The organism is Accumulibacter sp. (genome assembly GCF_029255125.1).
Classification (GTDB): domain Bacteria; phylum Pseudomonadota; class Gammaproteobacteria; order Burkholderiales; family Rhodocyclaceae; genus Accumulibacter.
The window spans coordinates 1-24,314 of record NZ_JAPUVR010000147.1 but is presented as its reverse complement, the minus strand read 5'-3'; the positions used below and the strand labels follow the sequence as shown (position 1 = coordinate 24,314).

Genomic DNA, 24,314 nt, shown 5'->3' with positions numbered 1-24,314 from the left:
CTTGCCGAGACGCGCTACGAGCCATGACTCGAGCTGGTCGAGGAGCGCCGGGTCAGTTGCTTGCGTGGCGATCAGTTCGACCAGATGCATGTAGCGCGGCGGATTGAAGAAGTGGATGCCGCAGAAACGCGAGCGAAGGGCTTCGGGCAGGCCTTGCGCAAGGCGGTTGATCGACAGCCCGGAGGTATTCGAAGCAATGATCGCGCCGGGGGCGATAAAAGGCGCGATCTTGCGGTAGAGATCATCCTTCCATTCCATCTTTTCAGCGATGGCTTCGATGATCAGATCGCAGTCCGCCAGTTGCGCGAGGTGCTGCTGATAATTGCCGGCGTCGATATACGCGACGCGGTCCCGGCTTGCCAGCGGCGACGGCTCGTGCTTCCTGAGGGCGTCGATCGCCCTGGTGACGATGCCATTCGGATTGCCATCACCCGCTGGCAGGTCGAAAAGCACCACCGGTACTTCGGCATTCGCGAGGTGCGCGGCGATCTGCGCGCCCATCACGCCCGCCCCGAGTACGGCGGCCTTGCGTACGATGAAGTTGCTCAAGCTGTTCTCCTTTTCTGGTCGTCCACGCTCGCCGGGAACACCCCGCAGCAGCGCTGCACACGCTACTCAAACGAACGTTTGAATTATACGTGATCAGTCTGCCACGTCAAGCGAAACCTGGCGCGGGCCGCCTGATCCGCGGACAAAAAAAAGCCCCGAAAACGGGGCTTTTCTTGCCAGAGCGGGGCGGGGCTCAGAAAGCGAGCGAATATTGCGCGCCCAGAATCCAGACGCTGGCGTCGTACTCGCCGGTCACCGTCCCGCGGTTGGTCAGCGGACTGGCCGTGGTCTCGTTCTTGTTGATCTTCGGATTCTTGACATACAGGTACGCCAGGCCAAGCTCGAGCGTCTGCTCCTTGGCCGGCTTCCATTGCGTACCGACGGAGAACCAGGTGCGGTCGTTGTCGGGCAGCGAGGTCAGGCGAGTGCTCGCTTTCTTCACCGGCGTCTGGTCGTAGGCGACGCCAAACTGCAGCTTGACTGCGTCCGACAGGGCATACGTGGCGCCCAGAGCAACGCGGTAGGTATTCTGGAAGTTGGCGTCGAGCCGTTGCGCTCGCACGCCGCTTTGCAGACCGGAAGTCCGATAGATATCGACATTCTTGATCGTGCTCCAGCCCGTCCACGACACGTCACCCAACATGTCCCAGCGATCGCTCAGTCGCTGATTGACGCTGACGATGAACGTGTCCGGCACCTTGATGTCGGCCTTCACGTCGCTCGCACCGCCACCGGCTCTGAGCGCCGCGGCCGTTCCTTCACCAAGAGCCGAGCCGTCGCTGCTCAGCTTGACCTTGCCGTCCGTATGGTACTGAATCGCGGAGCGATACGATACGCCCACACGCGTCGACGGAGACAGGGTAAACAGCGCGCCGACGTTCCAGCCCCAGGCATCGTCGCTGAGATTCATATGCGACGTGACGCGGGAAAGGCCAAGCGTGGCGACACTCACCTGCCGATAGTAGTCGGCCTCGATCCTCTGCCAGCTCAGGCCCGCACCCAGCGACACCAGGTCATTGACCCTGAAGGCAATCGAAGGATTGAGGTTGAACGTCTTGATGTCGAACTCGTTCGACTGGGCGCTACCGCGCCACGGGTCGTCATACTTGGTCTTCAGGCCAAACGGTGCGCCGATGCCCAGGCCGAGATAAACGTCCTTGTTCAGTGCCCATGAGGCGTAGGCATTCGGGATAAAGCCCCAACCCCCGGCATCACCGCCCTCGTCGGCGCCCGCCGTCCCGCCGGCCCCAAAAACGCCAACCTGCGATCCCTTGTCGTTGAACTTGAAACTCGTCTTCACCGCGCTCAGTCCGCCGGATGCCGCCAGACGCGGCAATTGCGTCATCCCGGCCGGGTTCCAGTAGATCGTGCTGGCGTCATTCGCCTTGGCGGCCGACCCCGCAAAGGCGTTGCCCAGCCCACTTCCCTGCTCCAGAAGCTGGAAGCCCGCGGCGCCCGCGCCACCGGCAAAAGCCGCCAGGAACATGACGGACATCACCTTCATCGATTGCTTGTGCAACATCTCGAACTCCTCCTAGGATGGTGTGTCAGCAGTGGTGCGTCAGTCGTCTGCCCACCACGTTGTAAAAGCGTTCTGCCAAGCTATCCTAAGGCGGCTATCAAGAAAATTGTCGAGTTAATCGATTTCCGGCAGCTCCCTTTTCTCGCCGTGTTGGTTAATTGCAACATAGGTCAGCACGGCTTCCGTCACCTTCACGGTAATCGGCTGTGCCGGATGCCGTTCGGCGTAGACCTCGACCCGGACCCGCATCGACGTGCGGCCGGTATCGACCACATCGGCATAGAAGCTGACCAGATCGCCAACCGAAACCGGCTGCTTGAAGAGGAAGGAGTTCACCGCCACCGTCGTCACCCGCCCGCGCGCCCGGCGCATGGCGGGAAGCGCGCCGGCGACGTCAACCTGGGCCATGATCCAGCCACCAAAGACGTCACCTTGCGGGTTCACATCGGCCGGCATCGGCACGACGCGCAGGATGGGTTGCCCGTCGGGCAATCGGGTCATCGCGTCAGGCATGTCGACTCCGCAAGTAGTTCAGGGGCCCCCCGGTGAAAGGGGCAAAACCGGTTCCGAAAATGATGCCGGCGTCGGCCAGATCGGCGTCCGCCACGACGCCTTCGGCGACGAGTTGTTGCGCGCGCTCGAGCAGCGGCTGCAGCAGACGTTCAGCGAGCCCGGCGGGTACGGCGCCCGGACTGGCTTTCGCCGGTTTTCCGGCTCGGTATTCGTAGAAGCCACGCCCCGCCTTCTTGCCCAACTGGCCGGCAGCAAAACGCTCAAGCAGGCAGCGCGGCGGCTCTTCGGCGGGGTTCGCCAGACTCCTGCCGGCGGCCATGGCCACGTCGAGACCAACCATATCGACCAGTTCGATCGGGCCCATCGGCATGCCGAAGGCGAGCATCGCCTCGTCGACCGTCTCCGGTGCCAGTCCCTCATCGACCGCGCGCATCGCCGCCAGCATGTACGGTCCGAGCACCGCGTTCACCAGAAAACCGGGCGCGCTCCTGACCGGCAGCGGCAGACGGTCGATCTGGCGGACAAAGGCGATCGCACGCCGTATCGCCTGCGCATCGCTGCCCTCGGCATTGACCACCTCGACCAGCGGCATGCGGCTGACCGGGTTGAAGAAATGGATGCCGATCAAGCGCTCCGGCCGGGCGAGAACGCTGCGCAGGTCCTCCAGCCGCAAGCTCGAGGTATTCGTCGCGAGCACGGCGTCCGGCCGGATCACCGCCTCCAGACTCTGCAGCAGCGCCTGCTTGGCACCGACGTTCTCGAAGATGGCCTCGATCACGATATCGGCCTGCCGCGCCCCGTTCCCGTCAGGGTCCGGAATCAGGCGATCAAGCACGCGGCGCAGTTCGCGCTCGTCGCGGATTCGCCGGCTCCACGCCGCGTAAGCGCGCTGCAGGGCCGGTGCGATACGCTCGATTCCCTGGTCCTGCAGGGTCACCGTCAGTCCGCGCAGCGCACACCAGGCGGCGATGTCACCGCCCATGACGCCGGCACCGACGATGTGCACCCGCTTCGCCGAAAAGTCGCTGCCTTTGGCAAAGGCCTTCAGACGCTCCTGCAGGAAGAAGACGCGCACCAGATTGCGTGCGGTCGGCGAACGCACGATGGTATCGATCAGCTCGGGCGCCGCCAGTGCGTTGCCCTGGTGGCGCGCCCACAGATCGATGATCGCGTAGGGCGCAGGATAGTGCTCGGGGCGCGCGCGGCGGGCAACCTGACGCCGCGCGCCGCGCGCGACGAGCTGTCGCAGCGGACCCGCCAACACGCGCTGCAGCAACGCCGGCCGGCGACGCGCCTGATTGGCGACGACCAGCATTGCCGCCGCCTGCGTCATTACCCGTGGCGGGACGAGGTCGTCGGCCAGACCGAGGCGCTTCGCCTTCTGCGCGTCGACCGTCTTGCCGGTCAGCATCATGTCGAGCGCCGCCTGCGGCCCGATCCGTTCGGGCAGCCTGAGCATGCCGCCCCACCCCGGAACGATTCCCAACATCACTTCCGGCAGGCCGAGGCGGGTCGCCGGCTCATCGACGACGAGCAGGTAACGGCAGGCAAGCGCCAGCTCGAGGCCGCCGCCGAGACAATGACCACGCACCAGCGCCAGCGTCGGATACGAAACGCGCGCCAGCCGGTTGAACAGGTGCCAGCCACGGGCGACCAGCTCGATCCCCTTCTCCGCCGTATCAAGCTCGGTGAATTCCTCAACGTCGGCGCCAGCGATGAAGCCTGCCGCCTTGCCGGAGCGAAAGATCAGCCCGCGCGGTGGCTGGGCGTCAAAGCGATCGAGCATCCGCGCGAGTTCCTGCAGCACTGCCGTGGACAGCGAATTCGTCGACTCGCCGGCCTTGTCCAGCGTTGCCCAGACGATCCCGTCGGCGTCTTCGGTCAGTTGCCAATGATCGTAGCCATTCAGCCCCATCTTCATCCCTTCTCCCCCGCTCCGGCCGTCCAACTTCACGCCAGCGCCTCGACCAGCATCGCGCCACCCTGCCCGCCACCGATACAAATGGCGGCAATTCCCCGCTTGCCGCGCGCGCCGCGCAAGGCATGCAACAGATGGAGGACGATGCGCGCACCGGAGGCGCCGACCGGGTGACCAATGGCGATCGCCCCGCCATCGACATTCAGGCGCTCCTCGGGCAGGGCCCCCAAGGCGCCGCTCAGACCAAGCTTCTCGCGACAGTAGTCCGCGTCGTCCCAGGCAGCAAGACAGCCGAGGACCTGCGCGGCAAAGGCCTCGTTGATCTCCCAGAGGTCGATGTCGGCAAGCCCGAGACCGTGCCGCTGCAGGATCGGCGTTGCCGCATGGACTGGCCCCAGCCCCATCTGCGCCGGATCGAGAGCGGACCATTGGCAGTCGCTGATCTTCCCCAGCGGCTTGAGCTGCCAGCGGTCAACCGCTGCTTGTGAAGCAAGAATCAACCACGCCGCTCCATCGCTGATCTGAGAGCTGTTGCCCGGCGTCACCCGACCGTACTTGCGGTCGAAGAAAGGCTTCAGCCTGGCCAGCGCGGACAGGCTCGAATCGGCGCGCACCCCGTCGTCTTCCGCGTGGACCGTTCCCTTCTGGTCGACCAGGGGAACGATTTCCACCAGGCGTCCAGCCGCGCGCGCGGCGAGCGCACGCTGGTGGCTGCGCACGCTGTACTCGTCCATCTGCTCGCGCGAAAGCGAAAAGCGCCAAGCCAGATTCTCGGCTGTCTGTCCCATCAGCAGGCCGACCACCGGATCGGTCAGCCCCTTGAGCAGTCCGATCACCGGCGAGAACAGCTCGCGCGGACGCAAGCGGGCAAACAGTCCGATCTTCTGCCCCAGCGTCTTCGCCTGCATCATCTGAGCGAACCAGCGCACCATCGCCGGCGAGTAGAGGAGCGGCGCGTGCGACAGCGCGTCGACGCCGCCCGCGAGGACCAGTTGCGCGCGGCCGTTCTGAATGTTGGTCATCGCCGAATCGATCGCCTGCATGCCGCTGGCGCAGTTGCGCATGACCGTCCATCCCGGCACCTTGTCGCCGCAACCGAGGCGCAGGGCAACGACGCGACCGATATTGACTTCGTCCGGCGATGGACTAGCGCAACCGAGGATGACCTCGTCGAGATCGTGCGCAGCAAACGGCTGGCGAATCAGCAGCGCGCGCCCGGCCTGCACCGCCAGGTCGCTCGCGGCAAAAGGTCCGGGCGCATTGCGCCCCTTGAGAAACGGCGTTCGCGCACCGTCGACGATATAAACTGGTTGGAAAGCCACCCTCTCTCCTCCATTCGACATTGCTGCTGCCACCCCACCGGCAGCAGCGCGGCGACCGGCCAGGCCGCCGCGCGCACAGCGCGCCCAGGATCAGGCGGCGGCCTTGTGCAACAGCGGCTGGTGCCGCGTCCGGCCAAGATCGTGCGGAAAATCGTCCACCCGGATGACCAGGTCGCGCAGTTCGTTGCGGCGCTTGAGAACGGTATACTCGGCAGCGTTCACGATGCCGGCGCGGAAAGCGGCATGCGCCAGATCACGCACGTTGGCCTCCGGGTTGTCGGCCAGAGCACCGCTCTTCTCGGCGGCGCGAATCCGCGCTTCGATCGCCTCGGCTTCGACCGTTGCGGCAAGCGCCAGTTCGAGCGCACCGACCGCCTCGGATTCGCCTTTCGGCACGTAGGCTTCGGCTGTCAGGCGGTCGCGTGCGGCGGACGGCTCGATCAGCAGCTTGGCGACCTGATGACCGATCCGATCCGACGGCACATCGTACGGGTGTCCGAGCGGGAAGACAAGCCGATAGAGCCAGCGGCCGATCCAGCGCACCGGGAAGTTGGCGATTGCGCCGTCGAAGGCCATCTGCGCCTTGTACATGGCATCCCAGATCGCCCAGTGCAGCAAAGGCGCATCGCTCGGCTGGCGTCCCTCGGACTCGTAGCGCTTGAGCGTCGCCGAACACAGGTAGAGCATCGAGAGAATGTCGCCGAGGCGGGCCGACAGCTTTTCGCGCCGCTTCAGTTCGCCGCCGAGAACGAGCATCGAGATGTCGGCGAGGAAGGCAAAAGCAGCCGAGAAACGGGTCAGTTGCTGGTAGTAGCGCCGTGTCTCGGGGGCCACCGTCGTCGGCACGGAGACGAAATGCGATCCCGTCAAACCTTTCCAGAAGGCCCGGAAGCCGTGCCGGATGGTAAAGGCAAGGTGGCCGAACAGCGCCTCGTCGAAGTCGTGCAGGCCTTGCTCGGGGTCCGGGTTGAACGCTGCGCGCATCTCCTTGAGCACGTACGGATGGCAGCGAATCGCCCCCTGCCCGAAGAGGATCATGCTGCGAGTCAAGATGTTCGCCCCTTCGACGGTAATCCCGATCGGCAGTTGCTGATACGCGCGACCGAGGAAATTCGACGGCCCCAGACAGATTCCCTTGCCGCCGACGATGTCCATCCCGTCGTTCACCACCTGCCGGGCACGCTCGGTGACGTGATACTTGGCGATGGCCGAGACGACCGACGGGCGCTCGCCGAGGTCGATCGCGCCGGCGGTCATCTTGCGCACGGCGTCCATCATGTAGGTATAGGCGCCGATCCGGGTGAGCGGTTCCTCGACTCCCTCAAAGCGCCCGATCGCCGTCTTGAACTGGCTGCGCACGCGCGCATAGGCACCGACAGTGCGCGCGGTGATCTGCGCCATTCCGGTGTTGGACGAGGGCAGCGAGATCGACCGACCGGCCGCCAGGCACTCCATCAGCATACGCCAGCCCTGACCGACCATCGCCGGACCGCCGATGACGTAGTCGAGCGGCATGAAGACGTCCTTGCCACGCGTCGGCCCGTTCATGAACATCGCGTTGAGCGGGAAATGACGGCGGCCAAGTTCGGCGCCGGGAGTGTCGCGCGGCACCAGAGCGCAGGTGATGCCGATGTGCTTGCGCTCGCCGAGCAGCCCGTCCGGATCGAAGAGGTGAAAAGCCAGGCCGAGCAGCGTGCACACCGGACCCAGCGTAATGTAGCGCTTGTCCCAGGTGACCCGCATGCCGACGACTTCCCGACCCTGCCAGATGCCCCGGCAGACGATGCCGAAGTCGGGAATCGACGCGGCATCCGACCCGGCCCACGGACTGGTCAGGGCAAAAGCGGGAATTTCCAGACCCTTGGCCAGACGTGGCAGGTAATGGTTCTTCTGCTGCTCGGTCCCATAGTGCAGCAGCAACTCGGCCGGGCCGAGCGAGTTGGGCACCATCACCGAAACCGCCAGCGCAGAGCAGCGCGTCGACAGCTTGGTGACGATTTGCGAATGTCCGTAGGCCGAGAACTCGAGACCGCCGTACTTCTTCGGGATGATCATGCCGAGGAAGCCCTTGTCCTTGATGTACTGCCAGGCTTCCGGCGGCAGGTCGTACAACTCGCTGGTCACCTGCCAGTCGTCCACCAGGGCACAGGCCTGCTCGACCTCGTTATCCATGAATGCCTGCTCCTCGGCGCTCAGGCGGGGAACCGGATAGGCAAGCAGTTTGCTCCAGTCGGGATCGCCGCGAAACAGTTCGCCGTCCCACCACACCGTGCCGGCTTCCAGCGCCTCGCGCTCGGTGTCGGACATCTGCGGCAGTATCCGCTTGTAAGTCTTGAAAATCGACCGGCTGATCAGCGCCCGTCGCAACGGACGGACGCCAAAAAGCACGGCCACGCTCACCAGCGCGAGGCCGATGAAACCCCAGACGATCGTGCCAATCATTGCTGTTTCTCCTGTCGTTATGGTCTGTTGTGCGGCATGCTGCCGCGCCCTTCGTCGGCCACCTCTTGTGGTGACTCTTCTTGTCGGATCGGCAGGTCGCCGAATTGTGGTAGCGGCGCACGCAAGCCGCCGAGCAGAAACGGCATCAGGCGCTGTGCCAGGCGTCGCGCGTGGACCGTGGCGCCGTCCTCGGGCGACACCGTTTCGCCTGCCAGATCGTCCAGGCCGCAACCGGTGACGACCTCCAGCACATCGGTGCCAGCGATCGCGTACGACATCGCGCCAAGCATGAAATGCAGGCGCCAGACGATCTCCGCCTTCGGTACGTCGGGCAACGCGTGAAAAAGCGCCCGCTTGTAACGATCGATCACTTGCGCGTACTCGCCGGCAAAGAAGGTGCGGATGAACTCGGCCGGATCGGTCAGCGTACGACCCAGCAGGCGCAGGAAGGTCATCCCGCCGAGCGCTTCGTCCTCGCCCATGCGCAAGAGCGTGCCGAAGAAAGCTTCGAGGATCTGCGACGGCTTGAGCGGCGCACCGGCGGCCTGCGCTTCGAGCCGGTCGAGCGCCTGCAGGCGCTGATCGTTCAGCCACGTCAGACGTCGCCGAAAAACCTCGCGCAGCAGAGCCTCCTTGGACCCGAAGTGATAGTTGACCGCGGCCAGGTTGACCTCGGCGGCGCCGGTGATCAGGCGCATCGAAGTCGCCTCGTAACCGTTCTCCATGAACAGCCGCTCCGCGACATCGAGGATGCGCTCGCGCGTATCGTGATTCGCCCTTTGTTCAGACATCTGTCGCCATCCCAGAAAAATCAGGCTGCCCGGCCTGAGGAAGCGCCCACAGCGCTCGTTCAACAGCGGTAGACCGGGATCTAGTTCAAACGTTCGTTTAAATTCTAAAGTGGCACGCTGCCGAATGCAAGGCCTATTCGCTGCCAGCGGCGATGTTTCGGCGCGCTGCGCCTTCGGTGCCCTTTCGGCAGAGCGGCAACCCCGCTGCGGCGACGGAAGTCCGCCTGTGGTGGATAGCCGAGCACCTGCTTGCAGGAACGGTTTGGGCGATGGCTCCGGTCGTCCTTGCCGCGACCGACGGTCAACCCCAGTTCCGGCCCGATGCAGGGCGAGGAGCAGGCTGCGGCAGTCCATGTCGCGCAGGGCGCTATCGGATGGTTTCGAGGTCGTCCGTGGTAGCCGCGTGAGCGCGATCACGGCTGCGTTTGCCAACGACTGCGGGCGATCCCGACGATTCACTGCTTGCCGCTTGCACAAACTCGATGCGCAGTACGCGCCCGTGTCGGTCCGAGGGGATCCGAACACAAGCCGCTGGGGCGAGCGGCAGGCGGAAGTTGAGTTCGACGAAGTCCGCGGGCTGCGGCGTACTCCGTGCGCGCTCCGCCCGACTGCTGGCGGTGGCGGCCAAGCGGCGCTTCAAGCTGGTGGTGTAATCGAGCTTCAGCGCAACCGCCACCTTGGTCACGCCATACCGCCCAGCAAGCGCGGTTGCTGGCAACCACGGTTCGTCCGAACTGCGGGCGCCAAGCGCGCGGCGACTCCGCCACGCGGCGAGTGCAGCCGCGGTGTCTGCCAGTTGCGGATCGGCAAAGAGATGGGATGAAGGCATTGCCAGGGCTCGGGATCGGAATGGACCAGCCCGCCACGCTGACAGACGCCGCCAGCGATTTCACCCTGGGTTGCCAAAAGGACACCGGCGAGCCGGGCGCCCAAACGACCTGGATCGGCTTGCAGCGCGTCATGGACTGCGTCATCGGCCTCCAGTTCATCCGCGAAAGGGATCATGGTATGGGGTGAACGGGCAAACCTGCTTGCTGTTGAAGATCTCCCGGCAAGCGTGCCGGTAAATGGTGTCGCACACCGCATCGAGAGCGCAGTCAGTCGTCAAGGTATTGGCAAGCGCCCAGGCGAGCGCCCGCCGCGAGGCCCAGTCGATCGAGACGAGCAGATAGGAGGAGCCGCGGCGCATCGGAATGCCGGTGATGTCCACCGCCCACACCGGATTGCACCGCTCGACGGCAAGGTCGCGCAGGAGAACCGGATGGATGTCACTACCCCGCTGCCGCCAGGATGTGTTGGGCTTCCGCTAGGGCGCTGCGATGCCCATGCGCGCCATCCATGTGCCGATGTGCCTGCAGCCGGCCTCGAGCGCGTCGGCATGCGCCATCGTCAGATGCGGATCAGCGCTCGCGCGATGGGTCGCGTCATCATCGAAAAGAAACCTGAACCGCGCGCTCCGTCAGTTGCCGCTGCCAGTCCGTGATCGGGTTCGTGTGGATACCATACTGCTACGCCAGATCCGCCAACCTCTCGTCGCCCTTCAGCGCCGCTAGCGCGACCTGTTAACCAACGGCGGTGAGAACGCGCAGCAATCGGGCGCAGAAAAGGGCAGGTCAGCATGGCCGCAAGCGCGGAGCTGCGGCGCTTGCAGCCATGCTTCAGCGTACCCGTCCCTTAGCCACATCAAGGGCTTGCCGCGCCGGGCTGGCGCCCGCGCTTGACCCGGCTCAGGGCCGACAATCGTCGTGCCCAAACCTTCGGCTAAGCCAGCTTTCGGCGGTTCTTCGCAGCCACTAACACCCACCGCAAATAGTCGGGAATCGCAGCCTGGCCGACGACGATGCACGGCTGCGCTCGCGGCTCGGGCACTTGCCTCATCTGCACGGCGCGAAGCCAGCGCCCGATGGATGCCCAATACGACCCGATCGCTGCAGGTCGCTGCCGCTCCCAAGCCTGTCGACGCCAGCACGGACACAGCTACGGGAAAACCTATTAGACTCCGCAGCGAATCGGCCGAGCCGGCTGAACTGGAGGGAAATTCTATGCTTGGTATGCCGAGCGACTGGACTGCCCTGCTGCTCCTGGTATTCGTACTCGGGATCAAGCATGGCTTCGATGCCGATCACCTGGCTACGATCGACGGGTTGACGCGTTTCAATGCACGTGCCAATCCGCCGCTTGCGCGGCGCTGCGGCATGCTGTTCTCACTCGGGCATGGAGCGGTCGTCGTGGTGATCGCGCTTGCCGCAAGCACCCTGATCCGACAGTGGCAAGTTCCCGCCTGGCTGGAAGTCACCGGCGCCTGGATTTCCATCGGCGTCCTCACCTTGCTCGGTCTGGTCAATCTGCGCGCACTGAGCACGACGAGGCCCGATCAGATGGTTGCGCTGGTCGGCGTCAAGAGCCGCTGGCTGGGGCGGCTGGCGCGATCGTCGAAACCCGGCTGGATCATGTTCATCGGAGCCTTGTTCGCTTTCTCGTTCGACACGCTGAGCCAGGCAGCCTTGTTCGCACTGACCGCGAACCAGTTTGGCGGCTGGCAACACGCGTTGGCGCTGGGTTTGTTGTTTACCCTGGGCATGCTGGTCACCGATGGCATCAACGGCCTGTGGATCGCGCGGCTGATCGCGCGCGCTGACCAAATGGCGCTGGTCGCCTCACGCCTGTTGAGCTTCGTGATCTCGTCGCTCTCACTGCTGATTGCCGCGGTCGGGGTGGCCAGCCTCGCTTTTCCAGAGGTCAACACCTGGTCCGAGGGCCGCGAACTGCTTTTCGGCGCGGCCTTGATCTCCTGTGTCGCGGGAAGCTACCTGCTGGCCTTGTACCTGTCGTCTGTCCACGAGCGGGTTCGGACGCCGATCGCGACACCTACCGGTGACCTGCCGATATCGCGCGAGCGCTCGCTCGACTAGCGGAGGCGGGCGCTCCGGAACGGGAGATCCGGCTTCCTTCGCACTGCTGTGCGACGCTTGTTAACACCGGTTGAAAACTGACACGGCTTTGCGACCGTCAGCGTTCAACAATCGATGATGCGCCGTGACTGCCTCTACCTGTTCGCTGCGATCGATAGGTACGCGAGGAGAGTGCTCGCCTGACGGCTCGCCAACACCTTGACGACCGACCCCTGTCCGGTCGCGGTGCCGAGGCAAGAGCCAAGCTGACCACGTACGTCCGCTTCAACAACGAGCGCCGAGCGCGGCGCGCCGTGGAGGGAAGACGTCGGACGCCGCCTGCTTCGTGGCCCTTGCGTCGGCCATCCGAAACGGCGGGTAAGGCTTGAGAAAGAGGCTCCGCGAATCGGTAGACGATGCGCCGGGCGGCTTGCCGTGGAAACATCTGGCGACTTTTCCACCGCGCGTCCCCGTCGAACCCGAAAAGAGCTTGATGTTAGACACGCTTGCTCCGCCCGCAAACTCCACCGAGCGCTATCCGATCTGGATAAGAATCCGAGAAGCCCACGACTAACCGCATCACCGGTCAACCGACCAGAACTGGCAGGGCTCCACTTAGCGAAGAGCGCTTTCTGTGCAAGCAAACCGGGCCGCCTCTCTTTGCAACGTATCCTCAATCGATGCGTAGTCGTAGTCGTCCGCCAGGCGGCGCAGAAGTTGACCGAGCGCCGGATCCCGCTCGGCCACCTGGGCGATCAAGGCGTCTATCTGCCCGACGTTAAGCACCACCAGGGCGGCTGCCAAGTCGCGCCGCAAGTCTTCGGGCAGCGCTGCCATGGCCGAGCGCTCGAGTGTCTGTTCGGCCGGTGCGGTGGTCTCGGTCGGATCCACTTCCCGGCGTACGAAGCGGACGCCGAGCAGGCGCTCGAGACAACCGAAGATCGCTTCGGGCCGAAACGGCTTGTGCAAGACATCCTCCATGCCAGCCGACAACAGCTCGTCCCGCTGATCAGCGAACACTGAGGCGGTCAGAGCGACGATCCTGACCGCCTTGCCCCCCTCCAGCGCCCGGATGCGCCGGGTGGCCTCCAGCCCATCCATCGTTGGCATGCGCTGGTCCATCCAGATCAGGTGCGGTCTCCACTGCCGGAAGAGCTCGACCCCCTCGGCGCCGTTCCTCGCCGTCTGCACCGTGAACCCGGCGCCTTCCAGCAGGCGACTCAGCAGCAGGGCATTCTCCGGCTGGTCCTCGACGATCAGTATCCGCCAGGCTGGCTGGTCCGGAGCCAGACGGAGGACCTCGCCGGTGATCGCACGCACACCGGCGGCCTCGCCTTCAGAGGCTAGCTGAACCGGCAGCTCAATTCTGAAGCAACTACCACGCCCAAGTTCACTGGTGACACCAATTCGTCCGCCCATCAGCTCGACGAACTGCCGGGTGATGGCCAATCCCAATCCGGTGCCTTTACCCTGTCTTGCGGCGGAATCGGTCTGCACGAATGGCTCAAACACGCGCGCTTGATCGTCCGGCGCGATTCCCGGCCCGGTGTCCTCGACCTCGATCAGGAGCCTGGGCTCGCTCAGCTCCGATCCGCCGTTCAGTCGCAGGATCACCACGCCCTCACCGGTGAACTTGATGGCGTTGCCCAGCAGGTTGACCAGCACCTGGCGCAAGCGAGTCTCGTCGCCGCGAATGTAGCGCGCCACCTGCGAAGAGCATTCCAGTCGCAGTTCCACACCCTTTTCCAGGGCGCGCTGACCCATCATGCCGACAATGTCGTTCGCCATTGCGCTCAGATCGAATGGCGCAATCTCCAACTGGATGCGCCCGGACTCGATCTTGGCCATGTCGAGAATGTCGTTGATCAAGCCCAACAGGTGCGCACCGCTGCGATTGACAATCTCCAGGTGCTCCCGGTCTCGCCCGGTCAGGCGACCCTCGCGGCGTATCAACTCGGTGAATCCCAAGATCGCGTTCAGCGGTGTGCGTAACTCGTGGCTCATGTTCGCCAGGAAAACGCTCTTGGCCCGGTTGGCCGCTTCTGCTTGCTCCTTGGCCACCGAAAGTTCGACGGTGCGCTCCGATACTCTGGATTCCAGCGTCACGTTGAGTTCCGTCAAGCTGGATACGAGACGCTCAAGGCGTTCGGCCATACCATTGAAGGTGATCGCCAGAATCTTGAGGTCGTCGATCATGTCTTCAGGATCGACGCGAATAGACCAGTCACCGCTTGCCATCCGAGTGGCCGCGGCGACCAGTTTGCGGCTGGGCGAACCGACCACCAGCCAGATGGCAACTCCGCCGCCAATCGAAATCAGCGCTACGATCAGGCCGATCTGGGAAGCGGTCTTGGCCAGATACTCCTCGCCGATGCGCGCCAAGGCGTCGCGCGGCGTGGCCACCACCACGATGGCCTGCGCTCCGGACGCGGGGTGGTAGGCGAAGAGGAAGGAGGAGCGGGAAAAGTCGTGAACGGAGCCGCTCATGCCCGAGAGGATCGGTTCTGTCAGCGCTTTCGGGTAATCGGCTTGCAGCGCCGATCCGATCTTCGCCTTTTCGCTATGCGCCAGATACCGTCCGGACCGATCGGTCACGAACACCGGATTACCCGCGCCGCTGGCGCTTTCGACGAGTTTCGCCAGCGTGTCCGCGCGCAGTGCGGCGCCGTCTATTTGACCGGCCAGTAGCCGGGCAAACCGCAACTGCTCCGCGCCCGCTGCGCGCGCGAGAGCGTTTTCCAGGTTGTTGAATGAAAAGATCACGATCCCCAGCAAGGGAAGGCTGAGCATCAGAACCAACCACAGCGCCAAGCGGATGGCGAGTACGCTGATCCGCCCTTTGACCTCAGCCCACTGCAGCTTCATGGCAGGTCGCTTCCCCCAAAGCACATACGGCAACGCCGTTCATGCGCAGCGTTGTCGCGCAAAGCAAGCGGAAAGCGCGGGTTAACCAAACATCTCGGCCAATCCCGGCGACCGCTCATGGCGCACAAGCCTGTCTGATCACGATGCCTCACCAGGTGACAGCGATTTCGCTTCAGCCCGAACGCGATCGCTCGCATGGCGTCTTCGCCGACGACACATCCCTTTGCATACATCGTGCGGCGCGCATCGACGACGGAATGAGCGCCCGCCTCCCAGGTCATGCTCTTGCTCCATACTCCAGCATGGTTGGCGTGTGATCAGCTCGCTGCCGCTCCGGTGCTTGTCCGGTATTCCCCAGCAACACACGGCCGGGCGGTCGTTGCGGTCGGCCGGCCGGGAGTGTTTGCCATTGCGTTACCGTCGCCTGACCGCACATACTGGGAGGTAGGACAACGCCGCCAGCCGAGAGCGGTCAGCCTCCCGGAAATTCGCCGTGGCGGCGTCGGTTGCAGGGGTTTCCCCGGAGTCCGGGTCTGGTCACCGGGTGCCGTCGCCACCCCGTGCTGTTCGGCACTCCCCAGCAGCCCGTTGGCGAGACTAGCACCTCGTCGCAGAATCCCTGACCGCTCGTCCGGAATCGTGTTCGCGGCGAGGCGGAGACCTTCAATAGGCACGGCTGCACGAGAAACCTCGGTCGCCGAACCCGCGTGATTGCCAATCACCAACGCCTCCGATCTCAGAATCGGCCCGCAGTACTGCATACGACGGCTGAAGCATTCGCGCACATCATCCTGGCGTAATCCCCGCACTCCTCCCGCACGCGGTCTCGCGGAAAACGGTTTCCGCACGACGCCTCGCGCGCCGTGTGCAGGATCAGCGACCGAAGCATTGTCGCGACAAGCGAGGTCGCAGTTCGCTCGGGCCAGCACGCGGCATGAAAACCTCTACCCCGCGCGGAAGAGCGTGCTGTCGGCAAGACCGGGAAGCCTGTCGCGAACAACGCCGGCCTCAAAGTGGACAACCAGAGTGGCCACCCCAAGACAATGCGATGGCGAAGGGTCGCAAAGCGACAACGATTCTCGCCATGCAGCGCATCCTCACGCTGGCGCAAAGATCGGCGATAAGTGCGAGTCACCATAGGGGCTTCCGCAGCCTGATCGGCAGCAACGCCAGAATGGCCGCGGTGATCAGCGAGGTCAGGACAAGCTCCGGCCAGATCACGGCGCGATAGAAAATCGCCAGCGCCTGAGCCGATATGCCGTCGGGAAAAACCTGCGCCGACAAGTGGGGAAACAGGCTGGTTACGAGCACGAACACAGGCATGACGAACACCAGGTAATAGACCGCGACCAGCGCCATCCACGCGGGAAAGAACAGCCAGGAAGAGCATCGCGCGAAGACCAGCTTCTTGTAGGCGAAGGCCATCCAGAGCGCGCCGATCACATGCATCGCGATCGTCGCCGGATAAAGGCCGGGCACGGGCTCGTAAACTCCCGCCAGGAAGCCGATGAGCAGAGCGCCCGCCGGCCCGGTCAGCGCGCCGCCAAGGGTAACGAAAATCTCGCGCGGGTCGGTGATGATCTGCGTGCCCGGAACGTAAAGCGTGAGACCGCCGTAGATGCAAAGAAAAGCCGCAAGGCCAAACGGCAGGGCAATGGCCACGGTCTTGAGCAGAATGCGCGTGTCGGGCATGAGCTGCAAACCCCTCTGGACTCCGGTTGACACGAGACGGGAAGTCTCTCCGCCTCACAGCGCCTGCATTCCTTGGCCAACTCATCAAGCTGAGGAACGGGCTCATCTGGCCGCGCGAGGACACGCTGACGGTAGCCATCAAGTGCCCGGTCCAAGTGCAAAGGAGTGACCCCAGCCAGGCTTCGCCGCGCCGCTCGCCGTCATGCTGGAAGTCCGACAAACCCGGGCGAAGTGACGACTTTTCCAGCCCGCCAACCGATGTCAACACGGCGGCCAACGAATTCACGGGCAAACGCCTTCGATGATCCTGACATGAACCTCCCAAGGACCCGCAGCGTGTTTCGCACGGGCCCTTTCCCCCTGCTGTCGCCCACGTTCATGCAAGGCCCCAGCGCAGCAAAGCGTTAAAGCATAGGAGATCCCGCACCACCTCCGCAAGTGTTCCAGGCCAAGAAGATGCAAGCCTAACTGATCTGCGCAACGCAACGCATGGGCGGCCGCAAGGTTCAGCACGTGATTGCGCCGGCTGCCAACCGCTGCCGCGTTGAACACCTCGCTCGGGCACGAGATTCATGCCATTACCCGAGCGCTTTTCCTCGGTGCTTGAGAGCGGTGTCGACAACGAGGCATACTGCACACCTTTTGCACCGCTTCCTGATCCAGCCGTGTCCTGCCACGCCCATGCGCCGCTCTAGCCGTTCTGCCCTCCCCGCCTCGCCCGTCGACCGCCCGCCAGCGGAAGAGGCAAGCCTCTGGCCGACCCTGCACAAGCTCGGTCCCTACCTCTGGCAGTACAAGTGGCGCGTCGTCTTCGCGCTCGCCTGCCTGGTCGGCGCCAAGCTGGCCAACGTCAGCGTGCCGCTCATTTTCAAGCAGATGATCGACCGCCTGAGCGGCAGCGAGCAGGCGCTCGCGCTGCCGGTACTGCTGCTGATTCTCTACGGCTGCTTGCGCTTTTCAACTTCGCTGTTTACCGAGTTGCGGGAAATCCTTTTCGCGCGAGTCACCCAGCGCGCGGTTCGCCGCATCGCTCTCGAAGTTTTTCGCCACCTGCACGAGCTCTCGCTGCGCTTCCATCTGCAGCGCCAGACCGGCGGCGTGTCGCGCGACATCGAACGCGGCAGCCGGTCGATCGCGAACCTGATCAGCTATACGCTGTATTCGATCCTGCCGACCGTGGTCGAAATCTCGCTCGTCCTGGCCGTTCTCCTGGTCAACTACGACGCTGCGTTCGTGCTCATCACGCTGCTTTCGCTGATCGCCTATGTGGTGTTCACGATCAAGGTCAGCAACTGGCGAATCGCCATACGGCGGCGAGTGAACGACGCCGATTCGGCCGCCAATACACGCGCGATCGACAGTCTGCTCAACTACGAAACGGTCAAATATTTCAACAACGAGGAATACGAGGCACGCCGTTACGACCAGCAGATGCTCGACTGGGAGGATGCCGCGACGCGCAGCCAGATTTCGCTCTCGTGGCTCAACCTCGGTCAGCAGATCATCATCGCGCTCGGTGTCACGGCGATGATGTGGCTGGCCGCGGCCGGCGTCGTCGATGGCCGGCTGACGATCGGCGACCTCGTGCTGGTCAATGCATTCCTGATCCAGCTCTACATGCCGCTGAACTTCCTCGGAGTGATCTATCGCGAAATTCGTCAGGCGCTGACCGACATCGAGCGCATGTTCGCCCTGCTCGCGGTGAACCGGGAAGTTGCCGACGCGGCTACGGCGACCGTCCTCGCTCCGGGCCCGGTCGAAGTGCGCTTCTCCGCCGTCGACTTCTCGTATGAAGCGAACCGCCAGATCCTGCACGGCGTCGATTTCACCATCCCGGCCGGACACACGGTCGCCGTCGTCGGCGAATCGGGTTCAGGCAAGTCGACGCTGGCACGCCTGCTCTACCGCTTCTATGACATCAGCGCCGGCTCGATCCGCCTCAATGGGACCGATCTGCGTCAGCTCACGCAAGCCAGCCTGCGCGCCGCGATCGGCATCGTCCCGCAGGATACGGTGCTGTTCAACGATACGCTGCTCTACAACATCCAGTACGGTCGAACGGCGGCCAGCCGCGATCAGGTGCTGGCGGCGGCTGAGGCGGCACAGCTTGCCGGATTCATCGACATCCTGCCCGACGGCTACGAAACGCGCGTTGGCGAGCGCGGGCTGAAGCTCTCGGGCGGCGAAAAGCAGCGCGTCGCCATCGCGCGCGCCTTGCTCAAGAATCCCCCGGTGCTGATTTTCGACGAAGCCACTTCGGCGCTCGACTCAAGGACCGAAAAAGCGATCCAGTCCAGCCTCGACAGCGCCGCGCGCGGCCGCACGACGCTGGTCATCGCGCACCGGCTGTCGACCATCATGCAGGCCGATCAGATCCTGGTCATGGACGGCGGCCGCATCGTCGAACGCGGCACGCATACGCAATTGCTCGAGGCCGGCGGGGTCTACGCCCAGATGTGGTCGCTGCAGCAGCAGGAGGAGTCGGGCGAGCACTTGTAGGCCGCCATGACAAACGTCGTAGCCATCACCGCCGTCGCCGGCGAGCGAGCGCTGGCCCGGCGCAAGCGACCGCCGGCGAGCACCCGCCCGCTTGCCGGCTGCACGCGCGCAGCTCAGCCGCCTTTGCCGCGCGCTTCCCGCCAGGCGTCGCGCATCTCGCGCTTGAGCGTCTTGCCGGCGGCGTTGCGCGGAAAGTCGCGCATCACCTGCACCGCGTGTACGCGCTGGTAGCGCGCGCCGACGTTCTGGTTGATCCACTCGCGCAGATCTTCCGCCGCGACCTGCGCGTCGCCGTGCAGGATGACGGCTGCCACCGGCGTTTCGCCCCACTTTTCGTGCGGCACGCCGAAAACGGCCACTTCGCGTACTGCCGGGTGGCGTGCCACCACTTCCTCGACGTCGCGCGGGTAGATCTTGACCCCGCCGCTGTCGATCATGTCCTTCTTGCGGTCGACCAGATAGAGGTAACCTTCGTCATCGGTATAACCCAGATCGCCGGTATACAGCCAACCATCGCGAATGGCCTGTTCCGTCAGGTCGGGCCGTCCGTAGTAACCGAGCATCTGCGACGGACCACGCCCGACAATTTCGCCGACCTCGCCGGGCAGCGCGTCGCTCCCGTCGTCGCGCACGATGCGCATCTCGAAGAAGAACGGCGGCGAGCCGACCGAACCCGCCTTGCGGACCGACTGCGTCTTGTCGAGGATCGTCCAGAAGCCTTCGGTCAGGCCGTAGAGTTCGTAGAAGCGATCGGGCAGCAGCCGATTCAGTTGATCCTTGTGCTCCTGATAGAGCGGCGCGCCAAGCGAGAGAATCATCTCCAGCGAGGACAGCTTGGCGGGTGAGAAATTGGGCGCGTTGAGCACGGCAATGATCTGTGCCGGGACCATCATCGTATGCGTGACGCGTTCGCGCGCGATGATCTCGATCGCCTCACAGGCGTCGAATTGGCGCTGCAGAACGTAGCGCCCGCCGAGGAAGAAGCACGGCATGAGAGTGACGAAGGCGCCGTTGAAGACGATCGCACCAGTATGCAGAACGACCGATTCCGGACTCATCCGCCAGGTCGAAGCAAACAGCGTGCAGTACATCGAGCGCACGAAATGGCTGTGCATGATCCCCTTCGGCAAGCCGGTCGTGCCGCTGGTGTACATGATGTTGAAGAGATCGGACGGACCGACCAGCGCCGGTTCCAGGGGCCGATCCGGAAAGCCCGCGATGAGTGCCGCATAGTCGCCGTAACCGTCGGCGGCCCCATCGACGAGCAGCACGCGCGCGCTGCCGAGCGCCGGAAGTTCGGCCAGCACCTGCTCGACCACCGGCAGCATCGCCCGCTGGGTAAGCAGGCACGCGGCACCCGAGTCGCGCAGCAGACTGGCCAGCCCGGAAGCCATCAGCAAGGGGCTGAGCGGGACGAGCACAGCGCCGACCGTCGGTACCGCCCAATAGATTTCGAGCAGTTCGCGGCAGTTGCCAAGCGCCGTCGCCACGCGATCGCCCGGGCCGATGCCGAGCGCGCGCAGCAACTGCGCACAGCGGCTGACGCGGGCGGCGAACGCCTGCCAAGTCAGTTGTTCGTCCTCGAAGACGACGGCGATTCGATGCGGAGTGAAACAGGCGTGATGCCTGATCAGCGTCGCGAGTTGCAGCATGGTTGTCCTTTCGAAAGCGGGCGAAAGTGATGCCCGGAAAAACGGCCTCGTCGTGCGCCGGGGGACCTGCCGGCGCCCGCCGGGGCACGCCATCGCAGCGCAACAAAGCGACTACTATACAACGTTGCCGGACGCCTCGAATACCGACTGGTGGAAGCTCGCCGAGCGCATCTGGCCCACCCCGGAGGCTCGCCATGGACCGCCGCAGCGCCCGCGCCAAGCGCCTTTTCCGGCAGTTCCCGAGGGACGAAAAATAATCGCGCGCGGCCAGGCAAAGCGGCTAAACAATTTATCCGCAGAGGAGTAGAATGGTTTGTGCGGTGCAGAATCGCAAGCTTGAACGCAAGCGCCGGGTGAGCTCTCAGCATGCGGCGCTGCCTTTGCTGCACAGCCCCGGGCGGCACTGATCGCGCTGCGTGCGCTGCTCTGGGCAAGGGGGCTTCACTGGATTTCTGTATTTCTGGTTTTCGGCCGGCGCGCCGGAATTGCCTGATCGTCGGTCGCCCTGAACAGGGCGACCGAATTTGACTCACGTTTCACGTCTATCGACGGAGGTTGGAAAAATGTATGCACTGTTAAGGGAAATGCCTGACTTCACAACCAGCTGGTGGAGATACATGCTGGCGATGATGCGCGCTTCGAACCGCGAGATCAGCGAAATGAACGACAACCTCTTCATTGCCGCACACATTGCGATGAATGCGGCGCGCGACAACCCGCTCAGCATGCTGGAAACCTTCGAGATCCTTGAGCACAACGTGGGCATGATGCGCAAGGGCCTGGCCGGCATGCAGGGCAAGATGGCCGACTATGCCTTCGACCAGGTCGAAGAAGGCACGCGTGCCTTCATGAATTCGCTGCTCAGTTCGGAAGGAGAAAAGCTGAGCGGTTACATGCGGCGCGAAGCCGAGATCATGGAAGCCGTGTCCAACTTCAACGAGCAGATCGAAGCGATTGCCGATGAGTTTGGTTTCCACTTCAACACGCCGAACTACAAGCTCGTGCACGAAACCGACGCCTTCCAGCTCTATCAGGTGCTCCCGCTGAAGAAGGGCGTCGAGGTGCGCAGCGATCTGAAGCCGGTCATTCTCGTGCCGCCCTACATGCTCGGCGTACACATCCTCTCGTTCCTGCCCTACGAGAACAAGAGCTACAGCCACTCGTTCGCCAATGAAGGCATTCCGACCTACGTGCGCGTCGTCAAGGACATCATGACCAACGACAAGGTCCAGAAGATGACGCCCGAGCAGGACTGCGAACAGACGCGCGAACTGTGCGCCAAGGTGATGGAGCTCAACGGCGGCAAGAAGGTCACCCTGAACGGAACCTGCCAAGGCGGCTACATCTGCCTGATGAACATTCTTTCGGGCAAGCTGAGCGACGTCTGCGATGCGCTGATCACCAACGTCACACCGGTCGACGGCACGTACAGCGACGCCATCAGCGGCATGCCGACGATGCACCACGACTTCATCACGACCACGCTGCCCAGCGGCAACAAGGTGGCCAACGGCTATCTGCTCAGCCTCGGCATGCGCTTCGTCGCCATCGACCGCGAAACGCCGCTGGTCAAGGTGCTCGACCAGGTCTCGCTGCATCGTGCGACCGACCTCAACCCCGGCAAGACGCCCGCCGCGCTCTTCCGCTGGTTGCTCAAGGAGCGCGTGCACCTGCCGCTGGCGATCGCCAACATGAGCTCGCACACCTTCCAGGATCCGATCGCCGATGACGGCACCTTGCCGGTGAAGCTGTTCGACAAGCCGCTCAACATCAAGTCGCTGGTCGACCTGAACGTACCGTGGTACCAGAACTACGCGATCAAGGACGACCTGGTTACGCCACCCTGCGCGACGGCTGGCAACAAGTACCTCGAAGGCTGGGACAAGCTCGAATCGGTCGCTTTCTTCGGCGGTCACGTCGCCATCCTGACCAGCCCGTTCGGCAAGAAATCGCCCGTAAACGGCACTTTCACCGACGCCAACGGCAAGGCGGCGCGCGGTCCCGTGAAGTTCCAGGTCGACATTTCCGCCTGACGCCCCACTGGAGACTCTGCTTATGAGCTACGCGAACATTATTGCCGAGACGCGCGGCAAGGTCGGCCTGATCACGCTCAACCGGCCGAAGCAACTGAACGCACTGAACGATGAGCTGATGGACGAAATGGGCCGTGCGCTGGCCGATTTCGAGGCCGACGAGAACATCGGGGCGATCGTCATCACCGGCTCCGACAAGGCCTTTGCCGCAGGCGCCGACATTACGGTCATGCAGTCGCTGTCGTACATGGAGGCGTACAAGGGCAACTTCATCACGCGCAACTGGGAATGCGTCAAGAACTGCCGCAAACCCGTGATCGCTGCCGTTGCCGGCTACGCGCTGGGCGGTGGCTGCGAACTGGCAATGATGTGCGACATCATCCTGGCCGCCGACAACGCCGTTTTTGGCCAGCCGGAAGTTCGTCTGGCCATCCTGCCCGGCGCTGGCGGCACGCAGCGCCTGCCGCGCGCCGTGTCGAAAGCCAAGGCGATGGACCTCTGCCTGACCGCGCGCAACATGGATGCGCAGGAAGCCGAACGCGCCGGTCTGGTGTCACGCGTCGTTCCCGCCGACAAGCTGCTCGAGGAAGCGCTCGCCGCGGCCACCCGGATCGCCGGTTTCTCGCTGCCGGTAGTCCTGATGATCAAGGAATGCATCAATCGCGCCTACGAGAGCTCGCTCACCGAGGGCTTGCTCTTTGAACGCCGCACCTTCCACTCGGCATTCGCCCTGGATGACCAGAAGGAAGGAATGACTGCCTTCGTCGAAAAGCGCAAGGCGTCTTTCAGCAACCGCTGAGCCTGCGCAACGACCCCTGGGGGCGCACGTCCGTAATGGCCGCCCGCCCCTAGGGAATTTACCCGACGGCCAGACCAGCCTGATCGGCTGCGCCAGATCGAACCGTCGCCTCCGCCGGGCGGCACCCCAGCCGACACCTCGGCAGCCCGCATGGCCCTGCGCGGCAGACCCCACCGCCACGAATCACCAACTCCCGGCACACCAGCCACCCGACTGCCGCGCCAGCGAACGCGCGACCAGGCGGCAACGGGCGTCCGTCTGCGGTAGAATTCGCCGCCCTGCCCCATCGGCAAGCCGCAAACCAGCAAGGAGATGGAAGAATGTCCGGACACGGTTTCCACGTGCATGGCCCGCACGATCACGAAGTCGAACATGTCGCTCAACACGGTGGCGACGCATTTACCTCACGCGTCGCCGTTCTCACCGCCATCCTGTCGACCGTCGGCGCAATCTTTGGCTACCTCGGCGGGCACTCGCAGAATGCCGCACTGATCTACAAGAACGAGGCGGCGATCCAGAAGACGGCAGCCTCGAATCAATGGAACTACTATCAGGCAAAGAGCAACAAACAGAACCTCGCCGAACTGTCGATCACGTTGACGACCGGCGAGGCGCGCGAGAAATACGTGCAGGAAGTCGAGCGCTACAAGAAGGAAAAGCAGGAGATCAAAAGTGACGCTGACAAGCTCGAAGCGGCGGCCAAGGAAGCAGACCGCAAGAGCGACCACGAAATGCACGTGCACGAGCGCTGGGCACTTGCCACGACCCTGCTCCAGATTGCCATCGCGATGGCCGCCATCACGCTGCTCACGCGCAAGCGCTGGAT

At 63.9% G+C, this 24,314-nt stretch carries 17 protein-coding genes; 6 read left to right on the top strand and 11 right to left on the bottom strand.

From position 1 onward, the window contains the following. The 7 genes from Q1L59_RS16425 to Q1L59_RS16395 all read right to left on the bottom strand — a co-directional run. A partial coding sequence (locus Q1L59_RS16425; RefSeq protein ID WP_300334311.1) for a 3-hydroxyacyl-CoA dehydrogenase family protein occupies positions 1-549 on the bottom strand: 549 nt, incomplete at its 3' end. 193 nt (positions 550-742) lie between these two features. Further along, positions 743-2,071: an outer membrane protein transport protein gene (locus Q1L59_RS16420; protein WP_300334308.1), complete on the bottom strand. Its 1,329-nt coding sequence runs from the start codon at positions 2,069-2,071 to the stop codon at positions 743-745. Positions 2,072-2,185: 114 nt separating this feature from the next. Next, positions 2,186-2,584, bottom strand: a complete 399-nt coding sequence (locus Q1L59_RS16415) for an acyl-CoA thioesterase (protein WP_300334305.1) — start codon at positions 2,582-2,584, stop codon at positions 2,186-2,188. Then, positions 2,577-4,505 carry a 3-hydroxyacyl-CoA dehydrogenase NAD-binding domain-containing protein gene (locus Q1L59_RS16410; protein WP_300334302.1) on the bottom strand — a complete coding sequence of 643 codons (1,929 nt, stop codon included), beginning with the start codon at positions 4,503-4,505 and terminating at the stop codon, positions 2,577-2,579. Before Q1L59_RS16410 ends, Q1L59_RS16415 begins: the two co-directional genes overlap by 8 nt. Before the next feature lie 29 nt (positions 4,506-4,534). Next, complete coding sequence (locus tag Q1L59_RS16405; RefSeq protein WP_300334300.1) at positions 4,535-5,824, bottom strand: acetyl-CoA C-acetyltransferase; 1,290 nt, start codon at positions 5,822-5,824, stop codon at positions 4,535-4,537. Positions 5,825-5,914: 90 nt separating this feature from the next. Then, on the bottom strand, positions 5,915-8,266 hold the full coding sequence (locus Q1L59_RS16400; protein ID WP_300334297.1) for an acyl-CoA dehydrogenase: 2,352 nt from the start codon (positions 8,264-8,266) through the stop codon (positions 5,915-5,917). Between the two features lie 17 nt (positions 8,267-8,283). After that, a complete protein-coding gene (locus Q1L59_RS16395; RefSeq protein WP_300334295.1) occupies positions 8,284-9,057 on the bottom strand; it encodes a TetR/AcrR family transcriptional regulator in 774 nt (257 codons plus the stop codon). A gap of 819 nt (positions 9,058-9,876) precedes the next feature. On the opposite strand from Q1L59_RS16395, the gene Q1L59_RS16390 reads away from it, so the two are divergent. After that, the gene (locus tag Q1L59_RS16390; RefSeq protein WP_300334292.1) at positions 9,877-10,074 is read left to right on the top strand and encodes a hypothetical protein; all 198 of its coding nucleotides are present in this window, start codon (positions 9,877-9,879) and stop codon (positions 10,072-10,074) included. Here the strand turns inward: Q1L59_RS16390 and Q1L59_RS16385 are convergent. Further along, positions 10,043-10,267: a hypothetical protein gene (locus tag Q1L59_RS16385; protein WP_300334290.1), complete on the bottom strand. Its 225-nt coding sequence runs from the start codon at positions 10,265-10,267 to the stop codon at positions 10,043-10,045. The two genes, Q1L59_RS16390 and Q1L59_RS16385, sit on opposite strands and share 32 nt — an antisense overlap. An 832-nt stretch (positions 10,268-11,099) precedes the next feature. Here Q1L59_RS16385 and Q1L59_RS16380 point away from each other — a divergent pair. Next, positions 11,100-11,969 (top strand): nickel transporter, encoded by an 870-nt coding sequence (locus Q1L59_RS16380; protein ID WP_300334288.1) that lies wholly within the window; start codon positions 11,100-11,102, stop codon positions 11,967-11,969. 594 nt (positions 11,970-12,563) lie between these two features. On the opposite strand, the gene Q1L59_RS16375 is transcribed toward Q1L59_RS16380, so the two are convergent. Further along, positions 12,564-14,813, bottom strand: coding sequence for an ATP-binding protein (locus tag Q1L59_RS16375; RefSeq protein WP_300334286.1), 2,250 nt, complete (start codon positions 14,811-14,813; stop codon positions 12,564-12,566). A 1,131-nt stretch (positions 14,814-15,944) separates the two neighbouring features. Further along, positions 15,945-16,505 (bottom strand): LytS/YhcK type 5TM receptor domain-containing protein, encoded by a 561-nt coding sequence (locus Q1L59_RS16370; RefSeq protein ID WP_300334284.1) that lies wholly within the window; start codon positions 16,503-16,505, stop codon positions 15,945-15,947. Between the two features lie 681 nt (positions 16,506-17,186). On the opposite strand from Q1L59_RS16370, the gene Q1L59_RS16365 reads away from it, so the two are divergent. Next, positions 17,187-19,004 carry an ABC transporter ATP-binding protein/permease gene (locus tag Q1L59_RS16365; RefSeq protein WP_300334282.1) on the top strand — a complete coding sequence of 606 codons (1,818 nt, stop codon included), beginning with the start codon at positions 17,187-17,189 and terminating at the stop codon, positions 19,002-19,004. Between the two features lie 113 nt (positions 19,005-19,117). Here Q1L59_RS16365 and Q1L59_RS16360 read toward each other — a convergent pair whose 3' ends face one another. Further along, complete coding sequence (locus tag Q1L59_RS16360; RefSeq protein WP_300334280.1) at positions 19,118-20,656, bottom strand: AMP-binding protein; 1,539 nt, start codon at positions 20,654-20,656, stop codon at positions 19,118-19,120. A 626-nt stretch (positions 20,657-21,282) separates the two neighbouring features. Here Q1L59_RS16360 and Q1L59_RS16355 point away from each other — a divergent pair. From Q1L59_RS16355 to Q1L59_RS16345, 3 genes are all read left to right on the top strand, one after another. Beyond that, positions 21,283-22,689 (top strand): metal transporter, encoded by a 1,407-nt coding sequence (locus Q1L59_RS16355; protein ID WP_300334277.1) that lies wholly within the window; start codon positions 21,283-21,285, stop codon positions 22,687-22,689. 22 nt (positions 22,690-22,711) lie between these two features. Beyond that, on the top strand, positions 22,712-23,488 hold the full coding sequence (locus Q1L59_RS16350; RefSeq protein WP_300334275.1) for an enoyl-CoA hydratase: 777 nt from the start codon (positions 22,712-22,714) through the stop codon (positions 23,486-23,488). A gap of 320 nt (positions 23,489-23,808) precedes the next feature. Continuing rightward, positions 23,809-24,314 (top strand): DUF4337 domain-containing protein (locus Q1L59_RS16345; protein WP_300334273.1); only part of this gene is annotated, 506 nt, incomplete at its 3' end.

Excerpts from the sequence above, each read along its gene's own strand:
- Q1L59_RS16420 (WP_300334308.1), bottom strand. The coding sequence starts at position 2,071 with ATGTTGCACAAGCAATCGATGAAGGTGATGTCCGTCATGTTCCTGGCG.
- Q1L59_RS16415 (WP_300334305.1), bottom strand. The coding sequence starts at position 2,584 with ATGCCTGACGCGATGACCCGATTGCCCGACGGGCAACCCATCCTGCGC.
- Q1L59_RS16410 (WP_300334302.1), bottom strand. The coding sequence starts at position 4,505 with ATGAAGATGGGGCTGAATGGCTACGATCATTGGCAACTGACCGAAGAC.
- Q1L59_RS16400 (WP_300334297.1), bottom strand. The coding sequence starts at position 8,266 with ATGATTGGCACGATCGTCTGGGGTTTCATCGGCCTCGCGCTGGTGAGC.
- Q1L59_RS16395 (WP_300334295.1), bottom strand. The coding sequence starts at position 9,057 with ATGTCTGAACAAAGGGCGAATCACGATACGCGCGAGCGCATCCTCGAT.
- Q1L59_RS16390 (WP_300334292.1), top strand. The coding sequence starts at position 9,877 with ATGAAGGCATTGCCAGGGCTCGGGATCGGAATGGACCAGCCCGCCACG.
- Q1L59_RS16380 (WP_300334288.1), top strand. The coding sequence starts at position 11,100 with ATGCTTGGTATGCCGAGCGACTGGACTGCCCTGCTGCTCCTGGTATTC.
- Q1L59_RS16375 (WP_300334286.1), bottom strand. The coding sequence starts at position 14,813 with ATGAAGCTGCAGTGGGCTGAGGTCAAAGGGCGGATCAGCGTACTCGCC.
- Q1L59_RS16370 (WP_300334284.1), bottom strand. The coding sequence starts at position 16,505 with ATGCCCGACACGCGCATTCTGCTCAAGACCGTGGCCATTGCCCTGCCG.
- Q1L59_RS16365 (WP_300334282.1), top strand. The coding sequence starts at position 17,187 with ATGCGCCGCTCTAGCCGTTCTGCCCTCCCCGCCTCGCCCGTCGACCGC.
- Q1L59_RS16360 (WP_300334280.1), bottom strand. The coding sequence starts at position 20,656 with ATGCTGCAACTCGCGACGCTGATCAGGCATCACGCCTGTTTCACTCCG.
- Q1L59_RS16355 (WP_300334277.1), top strand. The coding sequence starts at position 21,283 with ATGATGCGCGCTTCGAACCGCGAGATCAGCGAAATGAACGACAACCTC.
- Q1L59_RS16350 (WP_300334275.1), top strand. The coding sequence starts at position 22,712 with ATGAGCTACGCGAACATTATTGCCGAGACGCGCGGCAAGGTCGGCCTG.